The organism is Pseudomonas sp. Y5-11, assembly GCF_022368695.1.
GTDB classification, from domain to species: Bacteria; Pseudomonadota; Gammaproteobacteria; order Pseudomonadales; family Pseudomonadaceae; genus Aquipseudomonas; species Aquipseudomonas parakoreensis.
The window spans coordinates 5,081,969-5,103,912 of the sequence record NZ_CP058974.1 but is presented as its reverse complement, the minus strand read 5'-3'; the positions used below and the strand labels follow the sequence as shown (position 1 = coordinate 5,103,912).

The 21,944-nt window shown below is 60.7% G+C and carries 19 protein-coding genes; 9 read left to right on the top strand and 10 right to left on the bottom strand.

Features of this window, described 5'->3' with window-relative positions; translation table 11 throughout:
* The first annotated feature begins 148 nt into the window (after positions 1-148).
* The 3 genes from msrB to HXW87_RS22700 all read left to right on the top strand — a co-directional run bounded on the left by msrB (position 149) and on the right by HXW87_RS22700 (position 1,654).
* Positions 149-544 (top strand): peptide-methionine (R)-S-oxide reductase MsrB, encoded by a 396-nt coding sequence (msrB, locus tag HXW87_RS22710; protein ID WP_239777811.1) that lies wholly within the window; start codon positions 149-151, stop codon positions 542-544.
* A 166-nt stretch (positions 545-710) separates the two neighbouring features.
* Positions 711-1,196, top strand: a complete 486-nt coding sequence (locus HXW87_RS22705; protein ID WP_027613435.1) for a glutathione peroxidase — start codon at positions 711-713, stop codon at positions 1,194-1,196.
* Positions 1,193-1,654, top strand: coding sequence for a MarR family transcriptional regulator (locus tag HXW87_RS22700; protein ID WP_239777810.1), 462 nt, complete (start codon positions 1,193-1,195; stop codon positions 1,652-1,654). The genes HXW87_RS22705 and HXW87_RS22700 overlap by 4 nt, the downstream gene beginning before the upstream one ends.
* Here HXW87_RS22700 and HXW87_RS22695 read toward each other — a convergent pair.
* Positions 1,638-3,959 (bottom strand): response regulator, encoded by a 2,322-nt coding sequence (locus HXW87_RS22695; RefSeq protein WP_239777809.1) that lies wholly within the window; start codon positions 3,957-3,959, stop codon positions 1,638-1,640. The two genes, HXW87_RS22700 and HXW87_RS22695, sit on opposite strands and share 17 nt — an antisense overlap.
* A gap of 165 nt (positions 3,960-4,124) precedes the next feature.
* Here HXW87_RS22695 and HXW87_RS22690 point away from each other — a divergent pair, with 165 nt between their 5' ends.
* Both HXW87_RS22690 and HXW87_RS22685 read left to right on the top strand, forming a co-directional pair.
* On the top strand, positions 4,125-5,015 hold the full coding sequence (locus tag HXW87_RS22690; RefSeq protein ID WP_239777808.1) for an ATP-binding protein: 891 nt from the start codon (positions 4,125-4,127) through the stop codon (positions 5,013-5,015).
* Positions 5,012-5,494, top strand: coding sequence for a GAF domain-containing protein (locus HXW87_RS22685; RefSeq protein WP_095668669.1), 483 nt, complete (start codon positions 5,012-5,014; stop codon positions 5,492-5,494). Before HXW87_RS22690 ends, HXW87_RS22685 begins: the two co-directional genes overlap by 4 nt.
* Here HXW87_RS22685 and HXW87_RS22680 read toward each other — a convergent pair whose 3' ends face one another.
* From HXW87_RS22680 to HXW87_RS22645, 8 genes are all read right to left on the bottom strand, one after another.
* Complete coding sequence (locus HXW87_RS22680; protein ID WP_239777807.1) at positions 5,495-8,440, bottom strand: HD domain-containing phosphohydrolase; 2,946 nt, start codon at positions 8,438-8,440, stop codon at positions 5,495-5,497.
* 48 nt (positions 8,441-8,488) lie between these two features.
* The gene (locus tag HXW87_RS22675) at positions 8,489-12,133 is read right to left on the bottom strand and encodes a transporter substrate-binding domain-containing protein (protein ID WP_239777806.1); all 3,645 of its coding nucleotides are present in this window, start codon (positions 12,131-12,133) and stop codon (positions 8,489-8,491) included.
* Between the two features lie 8 nt (positions 12,134-12,141).
* Positions 12,142-12,768: a response regulator transcription factor gene (locus HXW87_RS22670; RefSeq protein WP_041069609.1), complete on the bottom strand. Its 627-nt coding sequence runs from the start codon at positions 12,766-12,768 to the stop codon at positions 12,142-12,144.
* Between the two features lie 346 nt (positions 12,769-13,114).
* On the bottom strand, positions 13,115-14,443 hold the full coding sequence (locus tag HXW87_RS22665) for a deoxyguanosinetriphosphate triphosphohydrolase (protein WP_003226741.1): 1,329 nt from the start codon (positions 14,441-14,443) through the stop codon (positions 13,115-13,117).
* A gap of 76 nt (positions 14,444-14,519) precedes the next feature.
* A complete protein-coding gene (locus HXW87_RS22660) occupies positions 14,520-15,683 on the bottom strand; it encodes an EAL domain-containing protein (protein WP_239777805.1) in 1,164 nt (387 codons plus the stop codon).
* 124 nt (positions 15,684-15,807) lie between these two features.
* Positions 15,808-16,146, bottom strand: a complete 339-nt coding sequence (locus tag HXW87_RS22655; RefSeq protein WP_041069615.1) for a hypothetical protein — start codon at positions 16,144-16,146, stop codon at positions 15,808-15,810.
* Positions 16,143-16,529 (bottom strand): phage holin family protein, encoded by a 387-nt coding sequence (locus tag HXW87_RS22650; RefSeq protein WP_041069617.1) that lies wholly within the window; start codon positions 16,527-16,529, stop codon positions 16,143-16,145. Before HXW87_RS22650 ends, HXW87_RS22655 begins: the two co-directional genes overlap by 4 nt.
* 2 nt (positions 16,530-16,531) lie before the next feature.
* Positions 16,532-16,846 (bottom strand): YqjD family protein, encoded by a 315-nt coding sequence (locus tag HXW87_RS22645; protein WP_025113166.1) that lies wholly within the window; start codon positions 16,844-16,846, stop codon positions 16,532-16,534.
* A gap of 305 nt (positions 16,847-17,151) precedes the next feature.
* Between HXW87_RS22645 and HXW87_RS22640 the strand changes: the two genes are divergently transcribed.
* Complete coding sequence (locus HXW87_RS22640) at positions 17,152-18,360, top strand: ammonium transporter (RefSeq protein WP_239777804.1); 1,209 nt, start codon at positions 17,152-17,154, stop codon at positions 18,358-18,360.
* Here HXW87_RS22640 and HXW87_RS22635 read toward each other — a convergent pair.
* A complete protein-coding gene (locus tag HXW87_RS22635) occupies positions 18,357-20,069 on the bottom strand; it encodes a monovalent cation:proton antiporter-2 (CPA2) family protein (protein WP_239777803.1) in 1,713 nt (570 codons plus the stop codon). The two genes, HXW87_RS22640 and HXW87_RS22635, sit on opposite strands and share 4 nt — an antisense overlap.
* A gap of 200 nt (positions 20,070-20,269) precedes the next feature.
* Here HXW87_RS22635 and HXW87_RS22630 point away from each other — a divergent pair, with 200 nt between their 5' ends.
* From HXW87_RS22630 to HXW87_RS22620, 3 genes are all read left to right on the top strand, one after another.
* Positions 20,270-20,506 (top strand): glutaredoxin family protein, encoded by a 237-nt coding sequence (locus HXW87_RS22630; RefSeq protein ID WP_047295422.1) that lies wholly within the window; start codon positions 20,270-20,272, stop codon positions 20,504-20,506.
* A gap of 148 nt (positions 20,507-20,654) precedes the next feature.
* Positions 20,655-20,972, top strand: a complete 318-nt coding sequence (locus HXW87_RS22625) for a transcriptional regulator (RefSeq protein WP_003226726.1) — start codon at positions 20,655-20,657, stop codon at positions 20,970-20,972.
* Between the two features lie 81 nt (positions 20,973-21,053).
* Positions 21,054-21,944 carry a pseudouridine synthase gene (locus tag HXW87_RS22620; protein WP_239777802.1) on the top strand — a complete coding sequence of 297 codons (891 nt, stop codon included), beginning with the start codon at positions 21,054-21,056 and terminating at the stop codon, positions 21,942-21,944.

The window sequence follows — 21,944 nt, the reverse complement described above, 5'->3', positions numbered from 1 at the left end:
GGCGGAGTCTTGCGCAATGGCGCCAATAATCCGTTTGAATGCGCCCGGTCTGGCTGCCAGACTGGCGTGTGACGAGGCGCAATCATACGTGCCACCCGATCCGTGGAAAAGGTACAGATCGGGCTTTTTCAGCCGTTGAGGTGTGATGATGGAAAAGTTGGAAAAAACCCTGGAAGAATGGCGGGCGATGCTCGACCCCGAGCAGTACAACGTGTGCCGTCTCAGTGCGACCGAACGGCCGTTTTCCGGCAAATACAACGACACCAAGACTGACGGTGTCTATCACTGCGTCTGCTGCAATGAGCCGCTGTTCGACTCCACGACCAAATTCGATTCCGGCTGCGGCTGGCCAAGTTTCTACGCGCCGATCGGCGAAAGCGCCATGACCGAGATCCGCGATACCAGCCACGGCATGATCCGTACCGAGGTCAAATGCGCCCGCTGCGACGCGCATCTGGGCCACGTGTTTCCCGATGGGCCGCCACCGACCGGCCTGCGTTATTGCATCAACTCGGTGTGCCTGGACCTGGTACCGCGCGAGTGATGCGAGCCCCTGTAGGAGCTGCCGAAGGCTGCGATCTTTTGATTTTCAAGATCAACAGATCGCAGCCTTCGGCAGCTCCTACAGGGTTATGTGCAGTTAATTAAATTGCACACAATTTAATTGCTCGCTATGTTTTCGGCTTCTTCCAGAATTCAGAGTGCGGATCATGAGCGACAACCTGCTGAATATTCCTGTCACCACCATCAAGGGTGAGCAAAAGACCCTGGCCGATTTCGCCGGCAAGGCCGTTCTGGTGGTCAATACCGCCAGCAAATGCGGCTTCACCCCGCAATACAAAGGCCTGGAAGAGCTGTGGCAGACCTACAAGGATCAGGGCCTGGTGGTGCTGGGGTTTCCGTGTAATCAGTTCGGCAAGCAGGAGCCAGGCAACGAGGGTGCGATCAGCGAGTTCTGCGAGCTGAATTACGGCGTGAGTTTCCCGCTGTTCAAGAAGATCGATGTCAACGGTTCTGATGCGCATCCACTGTTCGTGCAGTTGAAAAAACGCGCTCCGGGTCTGCTCGGCTCCGAGGGCATCAAGTGGAATTTCACCAAGTTCCTGATCGGCAAGGATGGGCAACTGGTCAAGCGTTTTGCCCCGACCACCAAGCCGCAGGACATCAGCGGCGAGATCGAAGCCCTGCTCAAATGAACAGCCTGCCCGACGATTCGCTGAAGCTCGACAGTCAGTTGTGCTTCAAGTTGTATGCCGCGTCCCGGGCGGTGATTCGCGCTTACAAGCCGATGCTCGATCAGCTCGGCCTGACGTACCCGCAGTACCTGGTGATGCTGGTGCTGTGGGAGTGGCAGGACAGAGCGCCGGAGCAACCGACGGTCAAGGCCTTGGGCGAGCGTCTGGCGCTGGACTCCGGCACTCTGACGCCGTTGCTCAAGCGGCTTGAGCAATTGCAGTGGGTGCAGCGCCAGCGTTCTACGCGCGATGAGCGTGAAGTGCATTTAAGCCTGACCACCCAGGGTCAGGCGTTGCGCGAGCAGGTCGGGCCGCTCAAGGCCCGATTGTTGTGCGACAGCGGCGTGGATCTTGAACGGCTCAACGATTTGCGTAACGGTCTCGATCACTTGCTGGGGCAGATCAAAGCGCTGACGTAGTCGGAATCCACTGATCGAGCAGGGTCGCCAGCTCTTCGCGGCGGAACGGCTTGGCCAGGTAATCGCTCATGCCGGCGGCACGGCAGCGTTCGCGCTCTTCCGACATGGCGTTGGCGGTCAGCGCGACGATCGGCAGATGCGGCCAGCGCCCGCTCTGGCGAATCTGCCGGCTCGCCTCGTAGCCGTCCATCACCGGCATGTTGCAGTCCATCAGCACCAGGTCGAACTCATCGTGCTCCAGTTGATCCAGCGCTTCGGCGCCGTGGGCGGCGACCACCACGTCGCACCCGAGCTTGCCGAGCATGCCTTTGGCCACCAACTGGTTGACCGGATTGTCCTCCACCAGCAGCACGCGTCCGCGGCGTTGAACCGGCTGGCTTTCGTGCTGCGCATCGTTGTTCGTGGTGATGTCTGCCAGGAGAATGCGCCGCAGGATCTGATACAGCGCGTTGCGTGCCAGTGGTCGGGCCTGTTGCTGCAATGGCGCCAGCGCTGCGGCCTCTTCGCTGGGCATGAAGCTGCCATAAGCGGTCACCACCAGGATCGGTGCGCTGAGGGTCGGGCGCAGACTGAACAGGCATTCCGGGCAATCGGTGATCAGCAGATCGGGTGACAGGCCCAGCAACGGATCGTCCATGGTGCGCTGTTCATACGTCACGCCCCACACCGGCAGCAATGTTTTGAGGAGTTCCGCCAGGCCGCTGCTGGCCGCGGTGATCGCCAATACCTTGCCGTGCAGTGGTGGCGGCATGATCGCCCGGGTATGGCACGGCAGCGGCAGGTCGGCACAAAACTGACTGCCGAAACCGGCCTCGGAACTGATGGTCAGCCGACCCTGCATGGCTTCACAGAGGTTGTAGGTCAGCGCGAGGCCGAGACCGGTGCCGCCGTACTGCCGGGTGATACCGGCGCCCGCCTGGGTGAACGGCTGGAAGATTTTCACCTGGGCCTCCTGGGCGATGCCGATACCGGTGTCGCAGACTTCAATGCGCACCCCGTCGCCATGGGCCGACAGGCGCACATCAACCCGGCCGAAGCGGGTGAACTTCAGGGCATTGGACAACAGGTTGCTGACGATCTGCCGCACCCGGGTCGGGTCTCCCAGCACCAGAGCGGGGAAGTGCGGATCGATCAGGCAGGTCAGTTCGACGCTCGGCGCTGCGTTCTGCGACAGCAGGTTGGCGGTATCCTCGATCAGCGAGCCGAGGTCGAACGGGATGTGCTCGAGCTCCAGTTGTCCGGCATCGAACTTGGACAGGTCGAGAATATCGTTGAGCAGCTCCACCAGCACCTTGCCCGAGTCATGGGCTATTGACAGCTGTTGCTGTTGTTCGGCATTCAGCGGGCCGTCAAGGGACAGGGCGATCATGCCCAGCAGACCGTTGAGCGGGGTGCGGATCTCGTGACTCATGTTGGCAAGGAACGCCGAGCGTGCTTCGGCCATGTCCAGTGCGGTGCTGCGGGCGATCTCCAGTTCTTCGTTGGACTGGCTGAGCCGGGTGTTGATCGCCTTGAGCTCGGCGGTGCGGGCCGAAACGATGTGCTCCAGCTGCCCGAGGTAGTCGGTCAGGCGGTTTTCGGCGTTGCGGCGCTGCTGGATTTCCGTGGCGATGTTTTCGAACTGCTGGTTGGCGACTTTGACCAGCACGCCGATCTCGTCATTGGCGTGTCCGGCCGGGCATTCCAGCGTTGTCGGTTCTGCACTGCGTGCGTCGCGCGCACTGAGTTCACGAATCAGCCGTACCAGTGGCTTGGTCAGCATCACGTAGAACAACGCCAGCAGGATCCCGGTGAGGATCAGGCTGCGGGCAAACCCGTTGAGCAGAGTGACTTCGGCGCGGCGCAGGAAACGGCTGCCGAACGCGTACGTGTCGACTTCAAGGCTGAGGATGCCCAATGATTCGTCAGGCAGGTGGTCGAGGTACAGACGGTCTTCGAACTGGCGTTTGGCGCCGAACAGGAAGTCGCTGATCACTCGATAGCCGCTTTGCAGCTCCGGGCGTTTGACGTTGGCCAGCACGTTGCCATTGTTGTCCGTCAGTTGCGCCGAGATGATCGCCGGCGAACGCAACAGCCCCAGGGTCAGTTCCTGCGCCAGTTCCGCGTCGATGTTGTAGGCGATCCGCGATGCCGGATTGTGGCTGATTTCCAGCAAAGACAGGATTTCACGGTTGATGGAGGCGTCTTCGCTGGCATAATCGATGCCGATTTGCAGCAGGCTGAGCAGCGTGCCCAGAATGAACCCGACCAGCACAGTGAATCTGGCTTGCTTGTAAGACAGCCGGTGGGTGAATTTGATATCCATGGGGTGTTGAACCACTTCCGTTTCCCTTCGCTGCTCAAGCATAGTCGATCATGTATGGATACCGAGGTTCCCGAATCGCCTTGTAACAAGGCCTGAGCGGGGATTGAGATCTGTCTGTCGTCGCTGTATCGACATAATCACTGTGAACGTGCCCGAGGAGAAGACGTGGATTCCCGATTGAATGCTTTTCTTGAACGCGCCGAGTCGGTTCTGGCGCGGATCGAACCCTTGCTGCCGGCGCCACGTCCGCTGATCGACTGGAATACTTGCCTGGCCGCGCGCTGGCAGCGAGACGGGCGTAGCGGATACTTGCTGCCGCTGGACGTCAGCCTCGACATGCGCCTGTCCGACCTGATCGGTGTCGACCGTCAACTGGAGCAACTGGGCCGCAACACCCAGCAGTTTCTCGACGGCATGCCGGCCAACCATGCGCTGCTCTGGGGTTCGCGCGGTACCGGTAAATCCTCGCTGGTGCGCGCGCTGCTGGCTGAACACGCCAAGGCCGGCCTGCGGTTGATCGAGATCGAACGCGATCATCTGGCCGACCTGCCGCGCGTGGTCGAGCAGATCGGCAAACTGCCACAGCGCTTCGTGCTGTTTTGCGATGACCTGTCGTTCGAATCCGGCGAAGGCGATTACCGCGTGCTGAAAAGCGTGCTCGACGGCTCGCTCGAGCAGGCCCCGGACAACGTTCTGCTGTACGCCACTTCCAATCGCCGCCATCTGGTGCCGGAGAAGGAAAGCGACAACGAAAACTGGAAGCGTGTCGACGGCGAGCTGCATCCGAGTGAGGCGGTGGAAGACAAGATCGCCTTGTCGGACCGTTTCGGTCTGTGGCTGTCGTTTTATCCGTTTACCCAGGAACACTTCCTCAATGTCGTCGAACACTGGGTCGGCCAGTTGGCCGCCAAGGCTGGCCTGAGCTGGCAGCGCGACGAACAACTGGACATTCTCGCCGTGCGCTGGGCCACCGGGCGCGGCAATCGCAACGGCCGTTGCGCGTACCAATTCGCCCGTTACTGGGTGGGTCTGAAATTGCTGGAGCACAAGGCATGATTGATTTGCAACAAAGCGGCCAGGGCCTCGAAGGCTACGGCATGTTGGCCGCACAACTGGAATCGCTGCTGGCGGACGAGCGCGATTTCATCGCGAATGCCGCGCAGTTTTCGGCGTTTCTGTTCAACCAGCTCGATGACTTGAACTGGGCGGGTTTCTACCTCAATCGCAATGAAGAGCTGGTGCTCGGTCCGTTCCAGGGCCAGATCGCTTGCGTGCGCATTCCGTTCGGGCGCGGCGTGTGTGGCGCCGCGGCGGCCAGTCTACAGACTCAGCGCGTCGAAGACGTGCATGCGTTCCCGGGCCATATCGCTTGCGACAGCGCTTCCAACAGCGAGTTGGTAGTGCCGCTGGTCAAGGACGGTCGGTTGATCGGCGTACTCGATCTCGACAGCCCGAAACTGGCGCGTTTTGGCACCGACGATCAGGCCGGCATCGAGCAATTGGCGGCGATCTTCCTGCGTCTGACCGAATGCTGATCAGGCACTCAGGCCAGCCTTGCGCAGCAGGCTGGCCGGATCCACCGCATCGATCTGGCGCGGATCGAGAAACCGCGCAGCGTATTGCATGTAAACCCCGTCATTGATGAACAGCGCGAACAGCTCGGCGTCGATGTGCGCCTCGCGGCACATGGTGGCCATGATCGCCAATGCCTCGCTCAGGGTTTTGGCTTTCTTGTACGGCCGATCCGCAGCCGTCAGCGCCTCGAAAATATCGGCAATCGCCATCATCCGTGCCGGCAGGCTCATGTCTTCGCGTTTCAGGCGCTTTGGATAGCCGCTGCCGTCCATTTTTTCGTGATGCCCGCCGGCGATTTCCGCGACGCTGTCCAGGTGCCCGGGGAAGGGCAGGTGGCTGAGCATCAGGATCGTCTGCACCATGTGGTGATTGATGATGTAGCGCTCTTCGCGGGTCAAGGTGCCCCGGGCAATGCTCAGGTTGTACAGTTCGCCGCGATTGTATTTGTAACGCGGCACATCCAGTTTGAACCCCCACGGATTGTCTTCCGGAATCAGTTCACTCTCGGCGCGTTCGATCAGGTGTTCGGGCTTGTCCGCCAGCAGTGGCTCGCTGACTGGCAGCGTTGGCGCGGGCGTTTGCGCCTGACGGCGGTTTTCCTCCCATGACACCCCCAGGCGATCATCGAGGGTGCGCATCCAGCGCCGCTCGGCGATGCGCTCAAGGCGCTGCAGATCGGCGGGTGCCATGGCCTCGCCGCCCAGATTGCAGCGGGCAACAAAGGCAAAGTCATCGTCCAGTTGCGTCAGCGCAGCGTCACGCTGTTCGCTCAGTTGCGCCGCGTTGCCGCCGAGCGCCAGCGCCTGCCAATAACTGACCCAGGCATCGCGCTTGAGCACTTCGAAACGGGTGCGAATTTCGTGGATGCGATCGTTGAGGGTTTCCAGTTTGGTCGCCTTGTCGACGACATATTCGGGTGTGGTGACCTTGCCGCAATCGTGCAGCCAGGCCGCGATGTGCAGCGCTTCCCACTCGTCTTCGCTGGGCTGATAACGCTGAAATGCCGGTGCCTGGCTGGCGGCAGCGGCTTGCGCAAGCATCAAGGTCAATTCCGGCACACGCTGGCAGTGGCCGCCGGTGTAGGGGCTCTTGGCGTCGATGGCGCCGGCCAGTAACTGGATGAACGCATCGAGCAACTGCTTCTGTTTCGCTTGCAGACGCTGACTTTCAATACTCACCGCCGCCGCACCGGACACTGCTTGCAGGAAGGCAATGCGGTCCGGGCGCAGTTTTTCCAGATCCTGAGCGTTGCCGCTGTCGTTGATCAGCAGAATCAACAAGCCAATGGTCTCGTTGTGGCGGTTACGCAGGCGGATACCGATCAGGTGGATGCGCGGCGACTGCATGGCCAACAGGACGTTTTGCAAGTCTGCGGCCTGCTCGAAGCCGAGGCTGCTGACCACGTTGTCGGCGTGGATCAGTTGCTGAAACCACGCCGGGCCCTGATCTGCCAGCAGGTCCTGGCCGAGCACGTTGAACCCGCCCGGCTCCTGTGAAACACCGTCGATCACCAGTCCATAGGGTTCCATGCGGTTGCCGTCGCTTTCGCGCAGATAGATCAACCCTGCCTGGGCCTGGGCGATCTGCACCGTTTCGAACAGCACCCGATGCAGCAGCGGGGCGAAGCGGGTTTCGGCGCTGAGGCTGTCGGTGATGCGGAAGAAGCTGGCGAGTGTGTCTTTCATGCGCGCCATCGACAGGCTCAACTGGTCGACCTCCAGCACCGGCGAGCGGCGGGTGACCGGAAAATTGAAATCGAAACTGCGGATCGCGTCGGCTTCCTTGACCAGCGCGTGCAACGGTTTGACCAGAATCCGCGAGATCAGCCAGCCCAGCGGCAGGCACAGCAGCAAGATCGCGAGGGTGATCAGCGCGCCTTGCCAGCGCATGCGGTAGGCGTCGGCCAGCAGTTCGTCCTCCGGCACCAGCAGGGCCATCTGCAAACCTTTCGGCCCACCTTCCTCCAGGTTGCTGCGGGCGACGATCCAGTGGCGCCCATTGACGTCGAGCCGTTTACCCTGATGGGGCGCGGACAGCAACGCGTGCAGGTTCGGGCTCAGGTCGGCGGCCTTGGCCAGGCGCGCGCTGCGGTCGTCGACAATCAGCCGGCGGCTATCGGGATAGGCCACCGCATTGCCATCGGCATCGAACAACACGATTTCGGTGGAGGGGGTGACGACATGCTTGAGCAAGGTGGCGGAAAGTGCTTCAAGGGTCAAATCGGCACCGATGACGGAGTCTGCGCTGCTGCGACGGGCGAGCGTGGTGCCCACATTGTGCGTGGAGAAAAATACATAGGGCTCGGTGGTGATCTGGTCACCCTGTTGCAGGGCGTTGATGTACCAGTTGCGGGTACGCGGGTCGTAGCGGTCGTCGGAATTGACGTCGCGCCCCACCGGCGCCAGTGTCTGATCGAAGAACAGTGACTGCGACGATACGGTGCCGCTGGCGTCGTGCTCGATGCTCCAGACCTGATAGACCGCGGTCGGCGGCGCCTTGAGCAGGGTTTTAAGGGCGTAGGTACGCAAGGGGCGAACCATGAAGAAGTCGCCGTTGCCGTACCCCAGATACAGCGACGCGAGATCGCTGTTGTCCTTGAGTGACTGAGTGAACGGCTTGAGTAGCGCCAGACGCTGCTGCAGGTTCGAAGCGTCGGCTGCCTGATCGTTGGCCAGAAGGCTCAGCAGGTGCCGGATCGGTTCGTAAGTTGAATGCAGGTCCAGGCGCACGTCCTGTTCGATGCGATTGAACAGGTTTTCACTGCTCGACAGGATGATCCGGGTGGTCTGGCGATAATTGAACAACCCCAGCACAACGCCTGTCAGCAACAGCAGGAAGGTGAACATGACGCTGATGTGCACGTGCAACGGGAATCGGCGTTGATCCGGGCGCAGTGGGCTGGGCATTGCTGACTCTCCATTGAAGTAAACACACTGCTCAGCGTCCAAGCATAGTTAAGGCTCGCCCAGTGTGCCTTCTTCCAAAGGTTCCAGTTGTCGCTGCAATGCCTGCTCCAGTTCGACAATCGCTGCGTCGGTGGCCTCGGTGCAGCGCACGATGGTCGCCAGCGAGGCTGTCTGCAGGCAGGCTTGTTCCAGCGCATCGCAACAGGCAATCAGGCGCGAGGCCTGGGCGATCCGGGCGGCACCCTTGATCTTGTGTGCCACGACCGCCAGGGCTTCACGGTCATTGTGCGGCGCCAGGGCCAGAAGCTCCTCGCGATCCAGACGGCTACTCTTGAGCAGCTGTGTGAGCAGGCGCCGGGCTTGCAGCGGATTGCCACCGGTCAACTGATTCAGGCTCTGAAGATTGAACGCTGGCCCCGGCGCTGCCGGTCGCAACCCGTTGACCCAATGGTTCAGGGCGCTGAGGCTCAAGGGCTTGAACAGGCAGTCATTCATGCCAGCCTGTTTGCAGCGTTGCACCTCTTCGGGCTGAGCGTTGGCCGTGAAGCCCAGCACCGTACAAGGCGTGCGGCCAGTGCGCCGTTCCTGTTGGCGGATGGCCTCGGTCAGTTCATAGCCGTTCATCACTGGCATGTTGCAGTCGGCGATGACCAGGTCGAATTCGCCGGTCTGCCAGATTGCAAATGCGTTTCGCCCCTCTTCGGCAACACTGAAACGATGACCGAGGAATTCCAGCTGCTGGCACAGCAGCAGGCGATTGGCCGGATGGTCATCAACCACCAGAATGTTCAGCGGTGTCGCAGAGGGGGCGATCGGCTGCGCGGTTTTCGCTGCGGTGGCCTTGCACGGCAGCGTCTGCAACGGCAACGACAGGCAGACCTGGGTGCCGATCCCGGGCTGACTGCTCAACTGCAGTTGACCGCCCATCATTTCACAGAGGTTGCGGCTGATGACCAGCCCCAGGCCCGCACCGCTGCGAGCCTGTTGCCGCCCATTGTTGGCCTGGGAAAACGGTTCGAACAGGCGTTGTTGATCTTCGGTGCTGATTCCGACTCCGGTGTCGTGAATGGTCAGTTGGATCAGGGAATACACGCCCGCGTCGTTGGGTCGTACGTCCAGCGCGATGCGCACCTGTCCGCGCTCGGTGAATTTGATGGCGTTGCTGATCAGGTTCGACAGGACTTGCTTGAAGCGCAACGGATCCAGCTCCACGTCGACGGCGAGTCCGGGAGGATTGACCGTCAGGAGCAAGGCGAGGTTTTTCTGGCGGGCCAGACCGTCGAAAATTCTGACCACTGACGCCACGGTTTCGACCAGATTGACCCGCTCGGGGCTCAGACTCAGGTGCCCGGACTCGATTCGTGCGATATCGAGGATGTCGCCGATCAGGCCCAGTAGATCCTTGGCCGAACAGTAAGCGGTTTCGATGGATGAGCGATCCGGTGCCTGATCGCTCATGCGCTCGAGCGTCAGTTCGAGCATGCCGATGATGGCATTCATCGGCGTGCGGATTTCGTGGCTCATGGTCGCCAGAAAGGTACTTTTGGCGCGATTGGCGTTGTCCGCCTGCTCCTTGGCCGTGCGCAGCTCATCGAACAATTGGCGACGTTCACTGATGTCGATCCAGCCACCGATGATCCCTTGTACTTCGCCGCTGGAGTCGCGGTACGGCAGGATCCAGTGATAGATCGTCAGACGCCGGCCACCGATGTGCAGCGGACGGTCGAGCAGCAGCGGCGTCCCTTCGGTCACAACCCGTTGGTAATCCGCCTGGAAGGCCTGGGCTTCGAAGGCATTGCTCAGGGTGCCCTGCATGACACTCTTGCCGATCACGTCTTCGCGTTTGGCGTTGAAGGCTTCGAGATAGCTGTCGTTGCAGCTTTGCAGCAGACCCCGGCGGTCACGCACGTAGATCGGGTGAGGGGTGCCGTTGACCAGCGAGCGCATGAATTCGAACTGATCGTTGAGCGCGCGCTCGGCGGCCTGACGTTGCTTGATCTGGCGGCGCATGTAGGCGTTCCAGAGCAGTGACAGCAACAGCAACAGGCATGCCGCCCCGATCAGTTGGTAAAACAAGCGCTGGTATTGATGCCAGTTGCTTTGCGCGGCATTGGAGAAACCGCGCCAGCGGCTGTTGATGACGCCCAGTTCTTCGGGGCTGATGCTCAGCAGCGCTTTGTCGAGGATCGAGCTCAGCTCGCGGTTGTCACGCGCCGTGGCCAGCGAGAAGGCGGCCTGGCGAGTGCCCAGGGTCGTGGTGATCTGCAACTGATGTTCGAAGATCCGCGACGAGATCAGGTAATTGGCGATGACCAGTGAGGTGACCGCGCCATCGACCCTGCCTTCAGCGAGCAATGTCGCGGCGCCGAAGGTGTCCGAGGTTTCGGTCAGACGGATATCGGGAAACTCGCGGCGCAGGTAATCGGTCATGGGGCTGCCTTGGGCAATCGCCAGGTATTTGCCCCTCAGCTGAGCCGGATGTGTCGGGCTGTCGGGGGATTTGCGGGTCAGCAGGACAAAGGAGTTTTCCAGATAAGGGCGACTGAATTGCAGGGTTTTTTCCCGCTGGGGGCTGGGAAGCAGCGCCGCGATCAGATCGGCCCGATGCTGATTGATCTGTTCCACCATGTCGCCGTCGCTGCGGCTGCGCACCAGTTCGAAGCGCATGCCGGTGCGCAATCGCAGCAGCTCAAGCAGGTCTGCGGTAATGCCGCGCAGATTGCCATCGCTGTCGAAGAACGTCAGCGGGGCGAACGCTTCGTTCACCACCACACGCAGCACTGGATGCTGTTTGAGCCACTGCTCTTCATGATGGGTCAATTGCAGCTTCTGGTCGGTCAGCAGAATGTCGCTGCCGGCGCTCCAGCGCTTGGCGATGCTGTCCCGTTCACTGGTCGGTATGGCTTGTAGCACGGCGTTGATGATGGCCAGCAGTTGAGGGTTTTCGGCGTGTACGGCAAAACTGAAACCGTGGGCTTCCTGTTTGCCGAAATTGGCCATGCGGATGTTGTTGAGATAGCCCTTGTTGATCATGTAGTGGGTGGAAATGGTATCGCCCAGAAACACGTCGGCCTGATCAAACGCCACCGCGTTGATTGCGTTTTGATAGGACGGATAGGAGGTCAGGATGGCTTTCGGATACAGCGCCCGGACCTCGTCCTGGGGCAGATAGTGATAGACCATGCTCAGGCGTAGACCGGCCAGGCCCTGGGTGAGCGTGCGGGTTTCGTCCTCACGGGTGACCAGTACCGGCTGATCGATGGCGTAGGGCGTTGAAAGCAGGATATCCGCGTCACTGGCTTCGAAACCGTTGGCGGTACCGAGCATGTCGACCTGACCGGCTTTCAATGCGCGCAAGGCGGCTTCCCGTGAGGCAAAGCGCTGGACCCGCACTGGCAGTCCGCTGGCCTGTTCGAGGAGGCCGGCGTAATCAGCGGTAAATCCTTCGTAATCGCGACCGCTGGCCGTCATGTCGAACGGCGGATAATCCGGTGCGGAAGTGCCCAGTACCAGTTCGCTGCGAGTCTGCAGCCATTGTCGCTGCGCAGGCTCCAGTGTCACGGACAGTGCTTCATGACCCGAACGGCTGCGCAGCACATACTCTTGCGCCGTGACCAGGTCGGCATGGCTCTGAGTCGTCAGGCACAGGCTCGCACACAAGAGGGCAAGATAGATCTTTAAACGACTGGGCATTCGGGCTCTCACACTAGTGCGTTGCGTTTGGCCATCTCGATAAGTTCCACCAGAGACCTGGCTTTCAGTTTCTGCATCAGGCGTTTTTTATAGGTGCTGACAGTCTTGTTGCTGAGAAACATGCCCTTGGCAATTTCCTTATTGGTGCGCCCTTGGGCAAATAACTGCAGAACCATGAGTTCCCGGTCATTGACGGACTTGAATAACTCCAGTTCGGCATAACGCACATCATCGCTGCGCACCGGATTCAATGCCTGGCTGGGGAAATAGTTGTAACCGGAAAGTACCGCCTTGATGGCACTGACCAGTTCGCTCAAGTCTTCTTCCTTGCACACATAACCGGATGCGCCGGACTGCATGCAGCGAATGCCGAACAGGGTCGGGCATTGTGCAGTCAGCACCAGGGTCTTGAGCGGAGTCCCCATGGCGTTGAAACGGGCGAGGACTTCCAGGCCGTCGAGTTTGGGAATGCTGATATCAAGGATGATCAGGTCGGGCATGCATTCGCGGACCATCTGCATGGCATCGACCCCGTTATCGGTTTCGCCGACGACCTTGTAACCTTCATGCTCGAGCAGCATCCGAACGGCAAGCCGGATGACGGGGTGATCATCGACAATAAAAACGGAGTTCATAATCAAATCCCATACGTGCGCGAATAAAGCGCGCACCTTAGCTCAGATAAATGAGCGGCCGCATGAACTCCCACGGCTCTAGCAGCGATATAGGATAAGTCCTACACGCTAAAGGGAAATCGACTACGATCAAACTCAGTGTCGCGTAAGGAAGTGTTTAGGATATTTGTTTATCTGAATGTCTTAAGTTGCTTGTAGAGTATTGAAGAAGCAGAGTTTGTCCGGTTTTTTTGAGTGTTAAACAAATGACACTTGGAAGTCACAAATATTGCGAACCGTAACGCCGGTTCAATGGACCACGCGCTCAACCGGGCAGTCATGGCGACCCGGTGAGCGCAGTGTTCTGTCAGTGGCTGGAACGTCCGGTCATTTCCAGCGCCATGTCGCTGGCGTAGCTGTCGGTCATCCCGGCGATGAAGTCGATCATGCGCAGAAACGAAGTGTGCAACGGGCCATGGGGATCCGGCGCATTGTTGCCCAGCAGATCGAGGATGCGTCGGCTTTTGAACGACGGCGTGCGTCCGCCATGTTGCTCCAGCGCGGCGCCGCAGAACGCGTTGAGGAGGATTTCCAGAGTGGTGTAGGCGCCGATTTCATGCAGCGTCTTGCGCTTGTCCTGAAAAATCTTCTTGCGCGCAATGTCCTTGGCGTTCAGCACGCAGCGTTTGGCCGGGCCGTGCATGTGTTCCACCAGGTCGCCGTGCAGAGTGCCTGCCAGCAATGCGTCCTGTTGTTCGACGAACGCCCTGGCGGCGGCGTTGGTCAAGTGCTCGATGGCCTTGCCGCGCAGGATCGCCAGTTTGCGTCGACGCGAATCCTGCGGGCCGAGCTGGCGATAGGTTTCCGGCAGATCGTCTCCCACCAGGCCGAGCAGCAGCGATTCAACCTCCGCGTACTCCAGCAGTTCCATTTCCAGGCCGTCTTCGAGGTCGATCAGTGCATAACAGATGTCGTCAGCCGCTTCCATCAGGTACACCAGCGGATGCCGCGCCCAGCGTTGGTCTTCCAGTTGTGGCAGGCCGAGCTTGTGGGCGATCTGCTCCAGCAGTGGCAGTTCGCTCTGATAGCAGCCGAACTTGTGTTTCTTGTAGCCCAGCGAGTCGGCGTGACGTGCGGTCCACGGGTACTTCAGATACGTGCCGAGGGTGGCGTAAGTGAGGCGGGTGCCACCGTCGAACTGGTGATACTCAAGCTGAGTCAGCACCCGAAAGCCCTGCGCGTTGCCTTCGAAATTGAGGAAGTCACCGCGCTCGGCTTCGCTCATGCCGTCGAGCCAGCCGCGCCCGGCGGCTTGCTGGAACCAGTGACGAATGGCGTCTTCACCGGAGTGGCCGAATGGCGGGTTGCCGATGTCATGGGCCAGGCAGGCCGATTGCACGACCATGCCCAGATCGCTCGGGTCGCACCAGTCGGGCAGGGCGCTGCGCAAGGTTTCGCCGACGCGCATGCCCAGCGAGCGGCCGACGCAGCTGACTTCCAGCGAGTGGGTCAGACGGGTGTGGATATGGTCGTTACTCGATACCGGATGCACCTGGGTCTTGCGCCCCAGACGGCGGAAGGCGCCGGAGAAGATGATGCGGTCGTGGTCTTTGTGGAACGGGCTGCGGCCCAGCTCTTGCGGGCTGTGCAGCGGTTTTCCAAGGCGTTCGCGGTTGAGCAGGGTCTGCCAATCCAAGGCTGGTTCTCTCCGTCGGTGACTGGGATGACTGTTGCCCTAGCTTCCCGGTTCAGGCTCGCACCTGCAAGCGGAACTACAGGCCCGCGGCATCGATATCGATCAGCAGCAGGCGCTCGCCGTTATCGAAGAACTGCCCGGCGGTCAGGCAATACTGGTTGCTCGTGGCGTCGCGGTAGGTGCTGGACAGCGTCAGGCGACGTTCTTCCCAGCCTTCGGCGAGCAAGTGATAGAAGTACGGACGCCATGACCAGTTATGGCCCAGGTAGCGGTTATCGGCGACCCAGCCGTTGTTGCGCCATTCAAGGTTAGGCGTGAGTTGGGTGCCATGCCGGTCGCATTGGTAGAACCGCAGCAACCACGGAAAGGCTTCCAGTTGCGGCAGCGCACTGAGCGGTGCGTGGGCCTGAGCCCAGGCCTGGAGAATCGCCATCAGTTCGCTGAGCTGTTGGCGCATTTGCATCAGGCGTCCGCGTTCGGCCAGTTTCTGCCGCACGTAACGCTGGCGCAATTCAGCGAAGCGCTGCACGAAGGCATCCGTTGGATAGAGCGCCTCCTGCGCCCGGGCGAACAGGAAACCCTGAACGTAGCGCGAACCGCATTCCAGAGCGAAATTGAGCTGGGCCTCGGTTTCCACACCTTCGGCAATGATCCAGCAGCCGGTCTTCTCGGCCATTTGCGCCAGTGCCTTGACCACGTCACTGCTCGGCCCGCCGAGTGCGGCAGCCTGGAACAGGCGCATGTCGAGTTTGAGGATGTCCGGCTGCAAGGCCAGCACCCGATCGAGCTGCGAATAACCGGCGCCGAAATCATCAATCGCAATCCGCGCTCCTGCGTCGCGATAGCGCGCGACTACTTCGGCCAGACGCTGACTGTTGCCGCCCAACTCAGTGATCTCGAACACGATGCGTTGCGGGTCGACGTCGTGTCGCAACATTTGCTTGAGGCTGGGCAGCGGCTGTTCGGCGCGCAGGCGACTGATCCAGCGTGGCGACATGTTCAGGCTGAGAAACCACTCCGAGGGGGCTTCATGCAGTCGGCTCAGGGCGTTGTCGCGGATCTGTCGGTCGAGGCGGCGCAGGGCGATGGCGGGTGTGCGCGGGTCGGCGAAAAATGGCCCGACCGAGACCAGTTGGCCATCGGACTGGCGCAGGCGACCCAATGCTTCGACGCCTGCAATGCGCCCAGTGGCGGTATCGATGAAAGGTTGAAAGCAGGCGAGCGGTTGCCCGTCGATCACGGGGCCTCCTTAGTCGTTCTTGTTCTGGGTGAACCCCGCCGACCGGGTAGGCGCGCGGGATTGAACCTCCGGGTAAAGAGGTTCATCCCGCGGATATTGCAAGAATGCAGCCAGATGCGCCGGCTCAGCGTTTGCCAGAGCTCTGCATTACCAGTCTGATCAGCGGCCCGAGGCTGGTGCCCAGACGTATCAGTCGGGTCAGACCGCCGACGCCCCCGCTTTTTGCGCCCTTGCCGGTGATAAACCCCAGCAGGGTCACAGCGGCCACGCCCCATAGCGGCGCGTGCTTGATGCCGAAACCTGCTTGCAGGTTTTGCGTCATCCCGCGCATGCGCTGCAAGGGTTGCAGCACTTGCCCGGCTTCATGGCGGATTTCCTGCCGGTGCATTTCCATGCGCAGGCGGATCAGTGCCTTGCGCATTTCCCGGCGCGAGCTGTTGTGTGGCAGTTCAGGCAAGCTCATGGCAACAGGCGCTCCCGATCGTTGGCCAACTCTTCCAGCGTGCCGTGGAAGGGCGAGGATTCATCGAAGACGGCTGCTTTGAGGCGTAGCCCACAGAAAGCGGCGGCCAAGGTGTAGAACACGCACAGGCCGATGATTGCCGCCAGGCGATAAGTGTCCCAGAACACGATCAGCACCAGCGTCGACAGACCGACCAGCAACAGCAGGGCAAACACCAGTGCCAGGCCTGCGAACAGCAACAGGCTGACGGTGCGTGCTTTCTGCTCCTGCAACTCGATGCCGAACAGTTCGACATGGCTGTGCAGCAAGCCGAGAACAGCGGCGCCCAGACGCCGCGTGGAGGATGAGGTGCCCGACCCCAGGCCGGATTCGCCGATCGACATGATCAGCGCCGAGTGGCCAGCAGGCCAATCAGAAAGCCCACTCCGGCAGCAATGCCCACCGACTGCCAGGGATTGGCCGACACGTAGTCTTCGGTCGCGGTGACGGCGGCCTGACCGCGATCGCGCAGGGTGTCTTCGGTCAGCTTCAGGGTTTCACGGGCGCGCAACAGGCTGTCGTGGATCTGCTCACGCAGCTCATCAGCCTGATCGCCCGCCAGCGTCGCGGTGTGTTCGAGCAACCGCTCGGTGTCGGCGACCAGAGTCTGGAAGTCGTTCATCAGGATTTCTTGAGCGGTCTTTGCCTTGATGCTGGCCATGGGTGGATCTCCGTAAGTGACGTCTGAAACGTTCGAGTATGAGCCTTGCGCGAAGGTTCAGTACAAATGACTGGTACAGCTTTTGCTATGTCCTGGTGCGTTCTGCCGCGCTCGTGCGCTGTTGGCGGGCGTACATGCAGCAAAACCTTAACTCAAATAATCCTGGTCCGTGTCAGGACATCGACCTTGTGCGCCAAAGCGGTTCACTGCAGCGTCACTGCGGTGCCTGGCCGGGCGCAACTTGGTGCATGAATTGTCCGCGCGAACCGCTTTGGTGCCTTTCTAGCCTTCAGGTCTGCCTCTTTATGGAAAATCTGCAAAGCGCTGTGGACACGCTGGTCCACAGCTCCAACACGTTGTTCATTCTGATCGGTGCGGTGATGGTGTTGGCGATGCACGCCGGTTTCGCCTTCCTTGAAGTCGGCACGGTGCGCCAGAAAAATCAGGTCAATGCACTGTCCAAGATCCTCAGTGACTTTGCCGTTTCGACGCTGGCCTATTTCTTTATAGGCTATTGGATCTCCTATGGGGTGACCTTCATGCAGCCGGCGGCGGTGCTGAGCGCGGATCACGGTTACGGTCTGGTGAAGTTTTTCTTCCTGCTGACCTTTGCCGCGGCGATTCCGGCGATCATCTCCGGCGGGATCGCCGAGCGTGCGCGATTCGTTCCGCAGTTGTGTGCGACAGCGCTGATCGTGGCGTTCATCTACCCGTTTTTCGAGGGCATGGTCTGGAACGGCAACTACGGTCTGCAAGCCTGGCTGACGGCGCGCTTTGGCGCGGCGTTCCATGATTTCGCCGGTTCCGTGGTGGTGCACGCCATGGGCGGCTGGCTGGCACTGGCGGCGGTTTTGCTGCTCGGTCCGCGCAACGGGCGTTATCGCGATGGGCGTCTGGTGGCGTTCGCGCCGTCGAGCATTCCGTTTCTGGCGCTGGGTTCGTGGATTCTCATCGTCGGCTGGTTCGGCTTCAACGTGATGAGCGCGCAGACCTTGCAGGGCGTCAGCGGTCTGGTGGCGGTCAACTCGTTGATGGCCATGGTCGGCGGCACCGTGGCGGCACTGATCGCCGGGCGCAATGACCCAGGCTTCCTGCACAACGGCCCGCTGGCCGGGCTGGTAGCCGTCTGCGCCGGTTCCGACCTGATGCACCCGGTAGGCGCGCTGGTAACTGGCGCACTGGCCGGTGCCTTGTTCGTCTGGTGCTTTACCGCCGCGCAAGTCAAATGGCGCATCGACGACGTGCTCGGCGTATGGCCGTTGCACGGTCTGTGCGGCGTGTGGGGCGGGATCGCCTGCGGCCTCTTCGGCCAGACTGCGCTGGGGGGGCTTGGCGGCGTCAGCCTGATCAGTCAGTTGATCGGCAGCGCGCTGGGTGTGCTGGTGGCACTGATCGGCGGATTCGCCGTCTACGGCGTGATCAAGGCCTTGCACGGCCTGCGCCTGAGTCAGGAACAAGAGTATTACGGCGCCGACCTGTCGCTGCACAAGATCGGCGCGGTGAGCCAGGACTAGGCTTCCTCGTCTTCCGCGCCGGGATAGAAGCCATGCAGCAGACGATAGCGGTCAATGCGCACCTGATCGATTTGCTCCTGCACCTTATGCGCCGGCAGGCCGAGCATGACCAAGGCGTGGGAGGCGAGCATCAGGCTCGACTCCAATAGCTCCGGCACCACTTCGCTGGCGCCGGCGGCTTTGAGTTCAGCCCATTGGCTGTCGTCGCGGGTGCGCACCAGAATCGGTATCCGCGCATTGAGCCGCCGCGCTTCCTTGAGAATTTGCAGGCTGACATCGCTCTGATCCACGGCGATCACCAGCAGCCGGGCGCGCAACAGTCCGACGGCGGTCAGCAGGTCGCCGCGCGCAGAATCGCCGTAATGCACCTCGCTTTCGCCGGCTGCGGCTTCCTGCACTCGCACCGGATCGTTATCCAGCGCGATATAAGGCTGATTGGCGTTGCGCATGAAGCGGCCGATGGATTGACCGACACGGCCGTAACCACAGATCACCACATGTTGATCCAGCCCGGCATTGAGGGCGCTGATTTCCTCGATTTGCGCCTCCTGGTTCGGCTTGCGGTGCAGGCGCGCGGCCATTTGCGGCGCGGCGCGCAATAGCAGAGGCGTCAGCAGCATCGAGCAGAAGGTTGCCGCCAGCAGCAGGGCGCCCAGCTCGGCAGGCAGCATCTGGTTTTGTTGCATTTGCGCCATTAACGCGAAGCAGAATTCCCCACCCTGCGCCAGGGCCAGGCCGCTGCGCCAGGCGGTTTCGTGATCACTGCCGCGCCATTTCACCAAGAGCGCGACGACCGTGCCCTTGATCAGCATCAGGCCGAGGGTCAGGCCGAGAATCATCACACTGTGACTGACGAACAGTTGCAGGTCGATCAGCATGCCGATGCTGACGAAAAACACCCCGAGCAGAATGTCGCGAAACGGCCGGATGTCGGCCTCTATCTGATGGCGGTAGTGGCTCTCGCCGAGCAGCATCCCGGCCAGAAATGCGCCAAGGGCAGGGGACAGGCCGAGCAGGTGTGTCAGCCATGCAGTCAACAGCACAATCACCAGCGCCAGCAGCACGAACAATTCCGCCGAACGCGAGGCCGCCACTTCATGGAACAGCCGTGGCAGCAACCAGCGGCTGGCCAGCAACAGACCGAAAAACAGCACCACGGTCTTCACCAATGTCAGGGGCAAGGCCCAGTACCAGGCTTGCGCGCTGCTTCCGGCGAACACTGGCACCAGGGTCAGCAACAACACCGCTACCACGTCCTGAAACAGCAAGACCCCGACCGCGTTCTGCCCGTGACTGCTGAACACTTCGCCCAGGCTACCCAATTCCTTGGTGACAATTGCCGTCGACGACAATGACAGTCCGGCGCCGAGCAACAGGGCCGGGGCCCACGGCATGCCCAACAGGATCAGCACCAGCCCGAGCAATCCGGTGCTGAGCACTACCTGCTGGCTGCCCAGGCGGAACACCATCTGGCGCAGCGCGATCATCTTCGACAGGGAAAACTCCAGGCCCAGCGAGAACAGCAGAAACACCACCCCCAGTTCGGCCACGTCCGGCAGATGTTCGCTCTCGTTGACCCAGTTGAAAGCAGTCGGTCCCACCATCAGGCCCACGCAGAGATAGCCCAGCACCGGCGGCAAGCGCAGGCGGCGGAACAGGGCAATCATCACCAGGGATGAGGCGAGGATGATCAACAGGTTGGCAAACACAAGACACTCCGATGTCAGGCTCAGGCTTCTCAAGCGTAGAGGCAAAAAGCGCGGAAGCATCGCCTGATTGGCTTTCCCATGGACTGATTTGCATCAGGGTTTGCTTGTTTGCTGCGGTTCGCCAGCCATCTGGCTGCGCCGGCTCGACGGGTTTTCGAGGCGGGCCTAGAATGAACGCTCATTTTTTCGGTTGAGCGATCATGCCTCCTGAATGTCAGTTGTTCGGCACCTTGGGATGCCATCTGTGCGAGGTGGCAGAAGCCGAGTTGATGCCGTTTGTCGAGCACGGTCTGCTGGTGGAACTGGTGGATATTGCAGAGGATCAATCCTGGTATGAGGCTTACAGCCTGCGGATCCCTGTATTGCGCCGAGTGGATACTGGCGCAGAACTGAATTGGCCGTTCAGTGCCGATCAGGTGGTGGCATTCCTGCGCTGAGCGATTTGTCATCCGCTGGTCGCGAGCGACCATCGTCGCGTTGGCACTCTGCGGTTTATTCGTTTACTGTATGCGCATACAGTAATTGGGTTGGCCTGCTGCTTGTGAAGTCTTGAGCAGGTGAATCCGGCAGTCAGAGGGACGAACCGTGGTCAATGTCGAACAGTTGAAGAACAGCGTGAACCGGATGTCGGTTGACGTGGTGCGCGAGGCGGTCCTCGAGTTGCGCCTGGACGGGCTGGTCACGGAGGGCAAGACGCCATTCAACAAACTGCATTTCAACACCTGCTTTGCCGAGATCGAAGCGTTGTTCCAGCGTGCCGGTTATCACAAACAACTGGATGTGGTCGGTTATCAGGGGTTGTTGTACGCCTTGTATGACCCGGGACGCTGGGAGGCGGTCGATGTGTTGCGCTGGCTCAAGGAGTTCACCGAAGCTGCGGCACTCAAGTCGATTCCGGCCTGAGGCGGGCCGCGGATTCCGCACTAGGTTCGTTTCGCTCAGTGTTGGATAATGCCGGCCTGCATTGAGGGTTCGAATTTCTGTATGTCCACACCAACGTTTTCTGCTGCGCAGAATCAGGCCAGCACCCTTTACCTTCCTCCGGGGCCTTGGGCGACCGTCCTTGATTGCCTGTGTGAGCATTTCAAGGCGATCAGTCGCGAGCAATGGCTGGACCGGATTGTCCGTGGCCGGGTGCTGGATGGTCAGGGTCAGCCGATTGCGCTGGAACTGCCGTACAAGGAAGGGCTGCGCATTCACTACTTCCGTGAAGTGCCGGATGAAAAGCCGATTCCGGTGGTCGAGTCGATCCTCTATGCGGACGAGCATCTGGTAGTGGCGGACAAACCGCATTTTCTGCCAGTCACGCCCGCTGGTGAGTATGTCGAGCAGACGTTGCTGCGTCGTCTGATCCGCCGCCTCGATAACCCGCATCTGGTGCCATTGCACCGCATCGACCGGCACACCGCCGGGCTGGTGATCTTCTCGGCCAACCCACAAACCCGCTCGGCTTATCAGTCGCTGTTTCCGACCCGGCAGATCGATAAACGCTATGAGGCGATTGCCCGTGCGCTGCCGGAGCTGGCGTTTCCCCTGGTGCACAAAAGTCGCTTGATCGACGGCGAACCGTTCTTCCGCATGCAGGAAGGCCCGGGTCTGGCGAACACTGAAACGGCGGTGGAGGTCCGGGAAAAGAACGGTGATCTGTGGCGTTACGGTCTGTATCCGGTAACCGGCAAGAAGCATCAGTTGCGCGTGCACATGACTGCGCTGGGCGCGAGTATCTGCAACGATCCGTTTTATCCGCAGGTGTTGAAAGACGTTGAGGATGACTACGCCAATCCGCTCAAACTGCTGGCGCAGGGGCTGCGGTTTGTCGACCCGGTCACCGGTGAGAAGCGCGAGTTCGAGAGCCAGATCACCCTGCAGTGGTGA

What these genes read in the sequence shown, in the direction of transcription:
- HXW87_RS22670 (WP_041069609.1), bottom strand. Translation starts at nt 12,768, where the DNA reads ATGAACTCCGTTTTTATTGTCGATGATCACCCCGTCATCCGGCTTGCC.
- HXW87_RS22695 (WP_239777809.1), bottom strand. Translation starts at nt 3,959, where the DNA reads ATGGATATCAAATTCACCCACCGGCTGTCTTACAAGCAAGCCAGATTC.
- HXW87_RS22705 (WP_027613435.1), top strand. Translation starts at nt 711, where the DNA reads ATGAGCGACAACCTGCTGAATATTCCTGTCACCACCATCAAGGGTGAG.
- HXW87_RS22620 (WP_239777802.1), top strand. Translation starts at nt 21,054, where the DNA reads ATGTCCACACCAACGTTTTCTGCTGCGCAGAATCAGGCCAGCACCCTT.
- HXW87_RS22680 (WP_239777807.1), bottom strand. Translation starts at nt 8,440, where the DNA reads ATGCCCAGCCCACTGCGCCCGGATCAACGCCGATTCCCGTTGCACGTG.
- HXW87_RS22630 (WP_047295422.1), top strand. Translation starts at nt 20,270, where the DNA reads ATGCCTCCTGAATGTCAGTTGTTCGGCACCTTGGGATGCCATCTGTGC.
- HXW87_RS22655 (WP_041069615.1), bottom strand. Translation starts at nt 16,146, where the DNA reads ATGAGCTTGCCTGAACTGCCACACAACAGCTCGCGCCGGGAAATGCGC.
- HXW87_RS22640 (WP_239777804.1), top strand. Translation starts at nt 17,152, where the DNA reads ATGGAAAATCTGCAAAGCGCTGTGGACACGCTGGTCCACAGCTCCAAC.
- HXW87_RS22650 (WP_041069617.1), bottom strand. Translation starts at nt 16,529, where the DNA reads ATGTCGATCGGCGAATCCGGCCTGGGGTCGGGCACCTCATCCTCCACG.
- msrB (WP_239777811.1), top strand. Translation starts at nt 149, where the DNA reads ATGGAAAAGTTGGAAAAAACCCTGGAAGAATGGCGGGCGATGCTCGAC.
- HXW87_RS22675 (WP_239777806.1), bottom strand. Translation starts at nt 12,133, where the DNA reads ATGCCCAGTCGTTTAAAGATCTATCTTGCCCTCTTGTGTGCGAGCCTG.
- HXW87_RS22645 (WP_025113166.1), bottom strand. Translation starts at nt 16,846, where the DNA reads ATGGCCAGCATCAAGGCAAAGACCGCTCAAGAAATCCTGATGAACGAC.
- HXW87_RS22685 (WP_095668669.1), top strand. Translation starts at nt 5,012, where the DNA reads ATGATTGATTTGCAACAAAGCGGCCAGGGCCTCGAAGGCTACGGCATG.
- HXW87_RS22700 (WP_239777810.1), top strand. Translation starts at nt 1,193, where the DNA reads ATGAACAGCCTGCCCGACGATTCGCTGAAGCTCGACAGTCAGTTGTGC.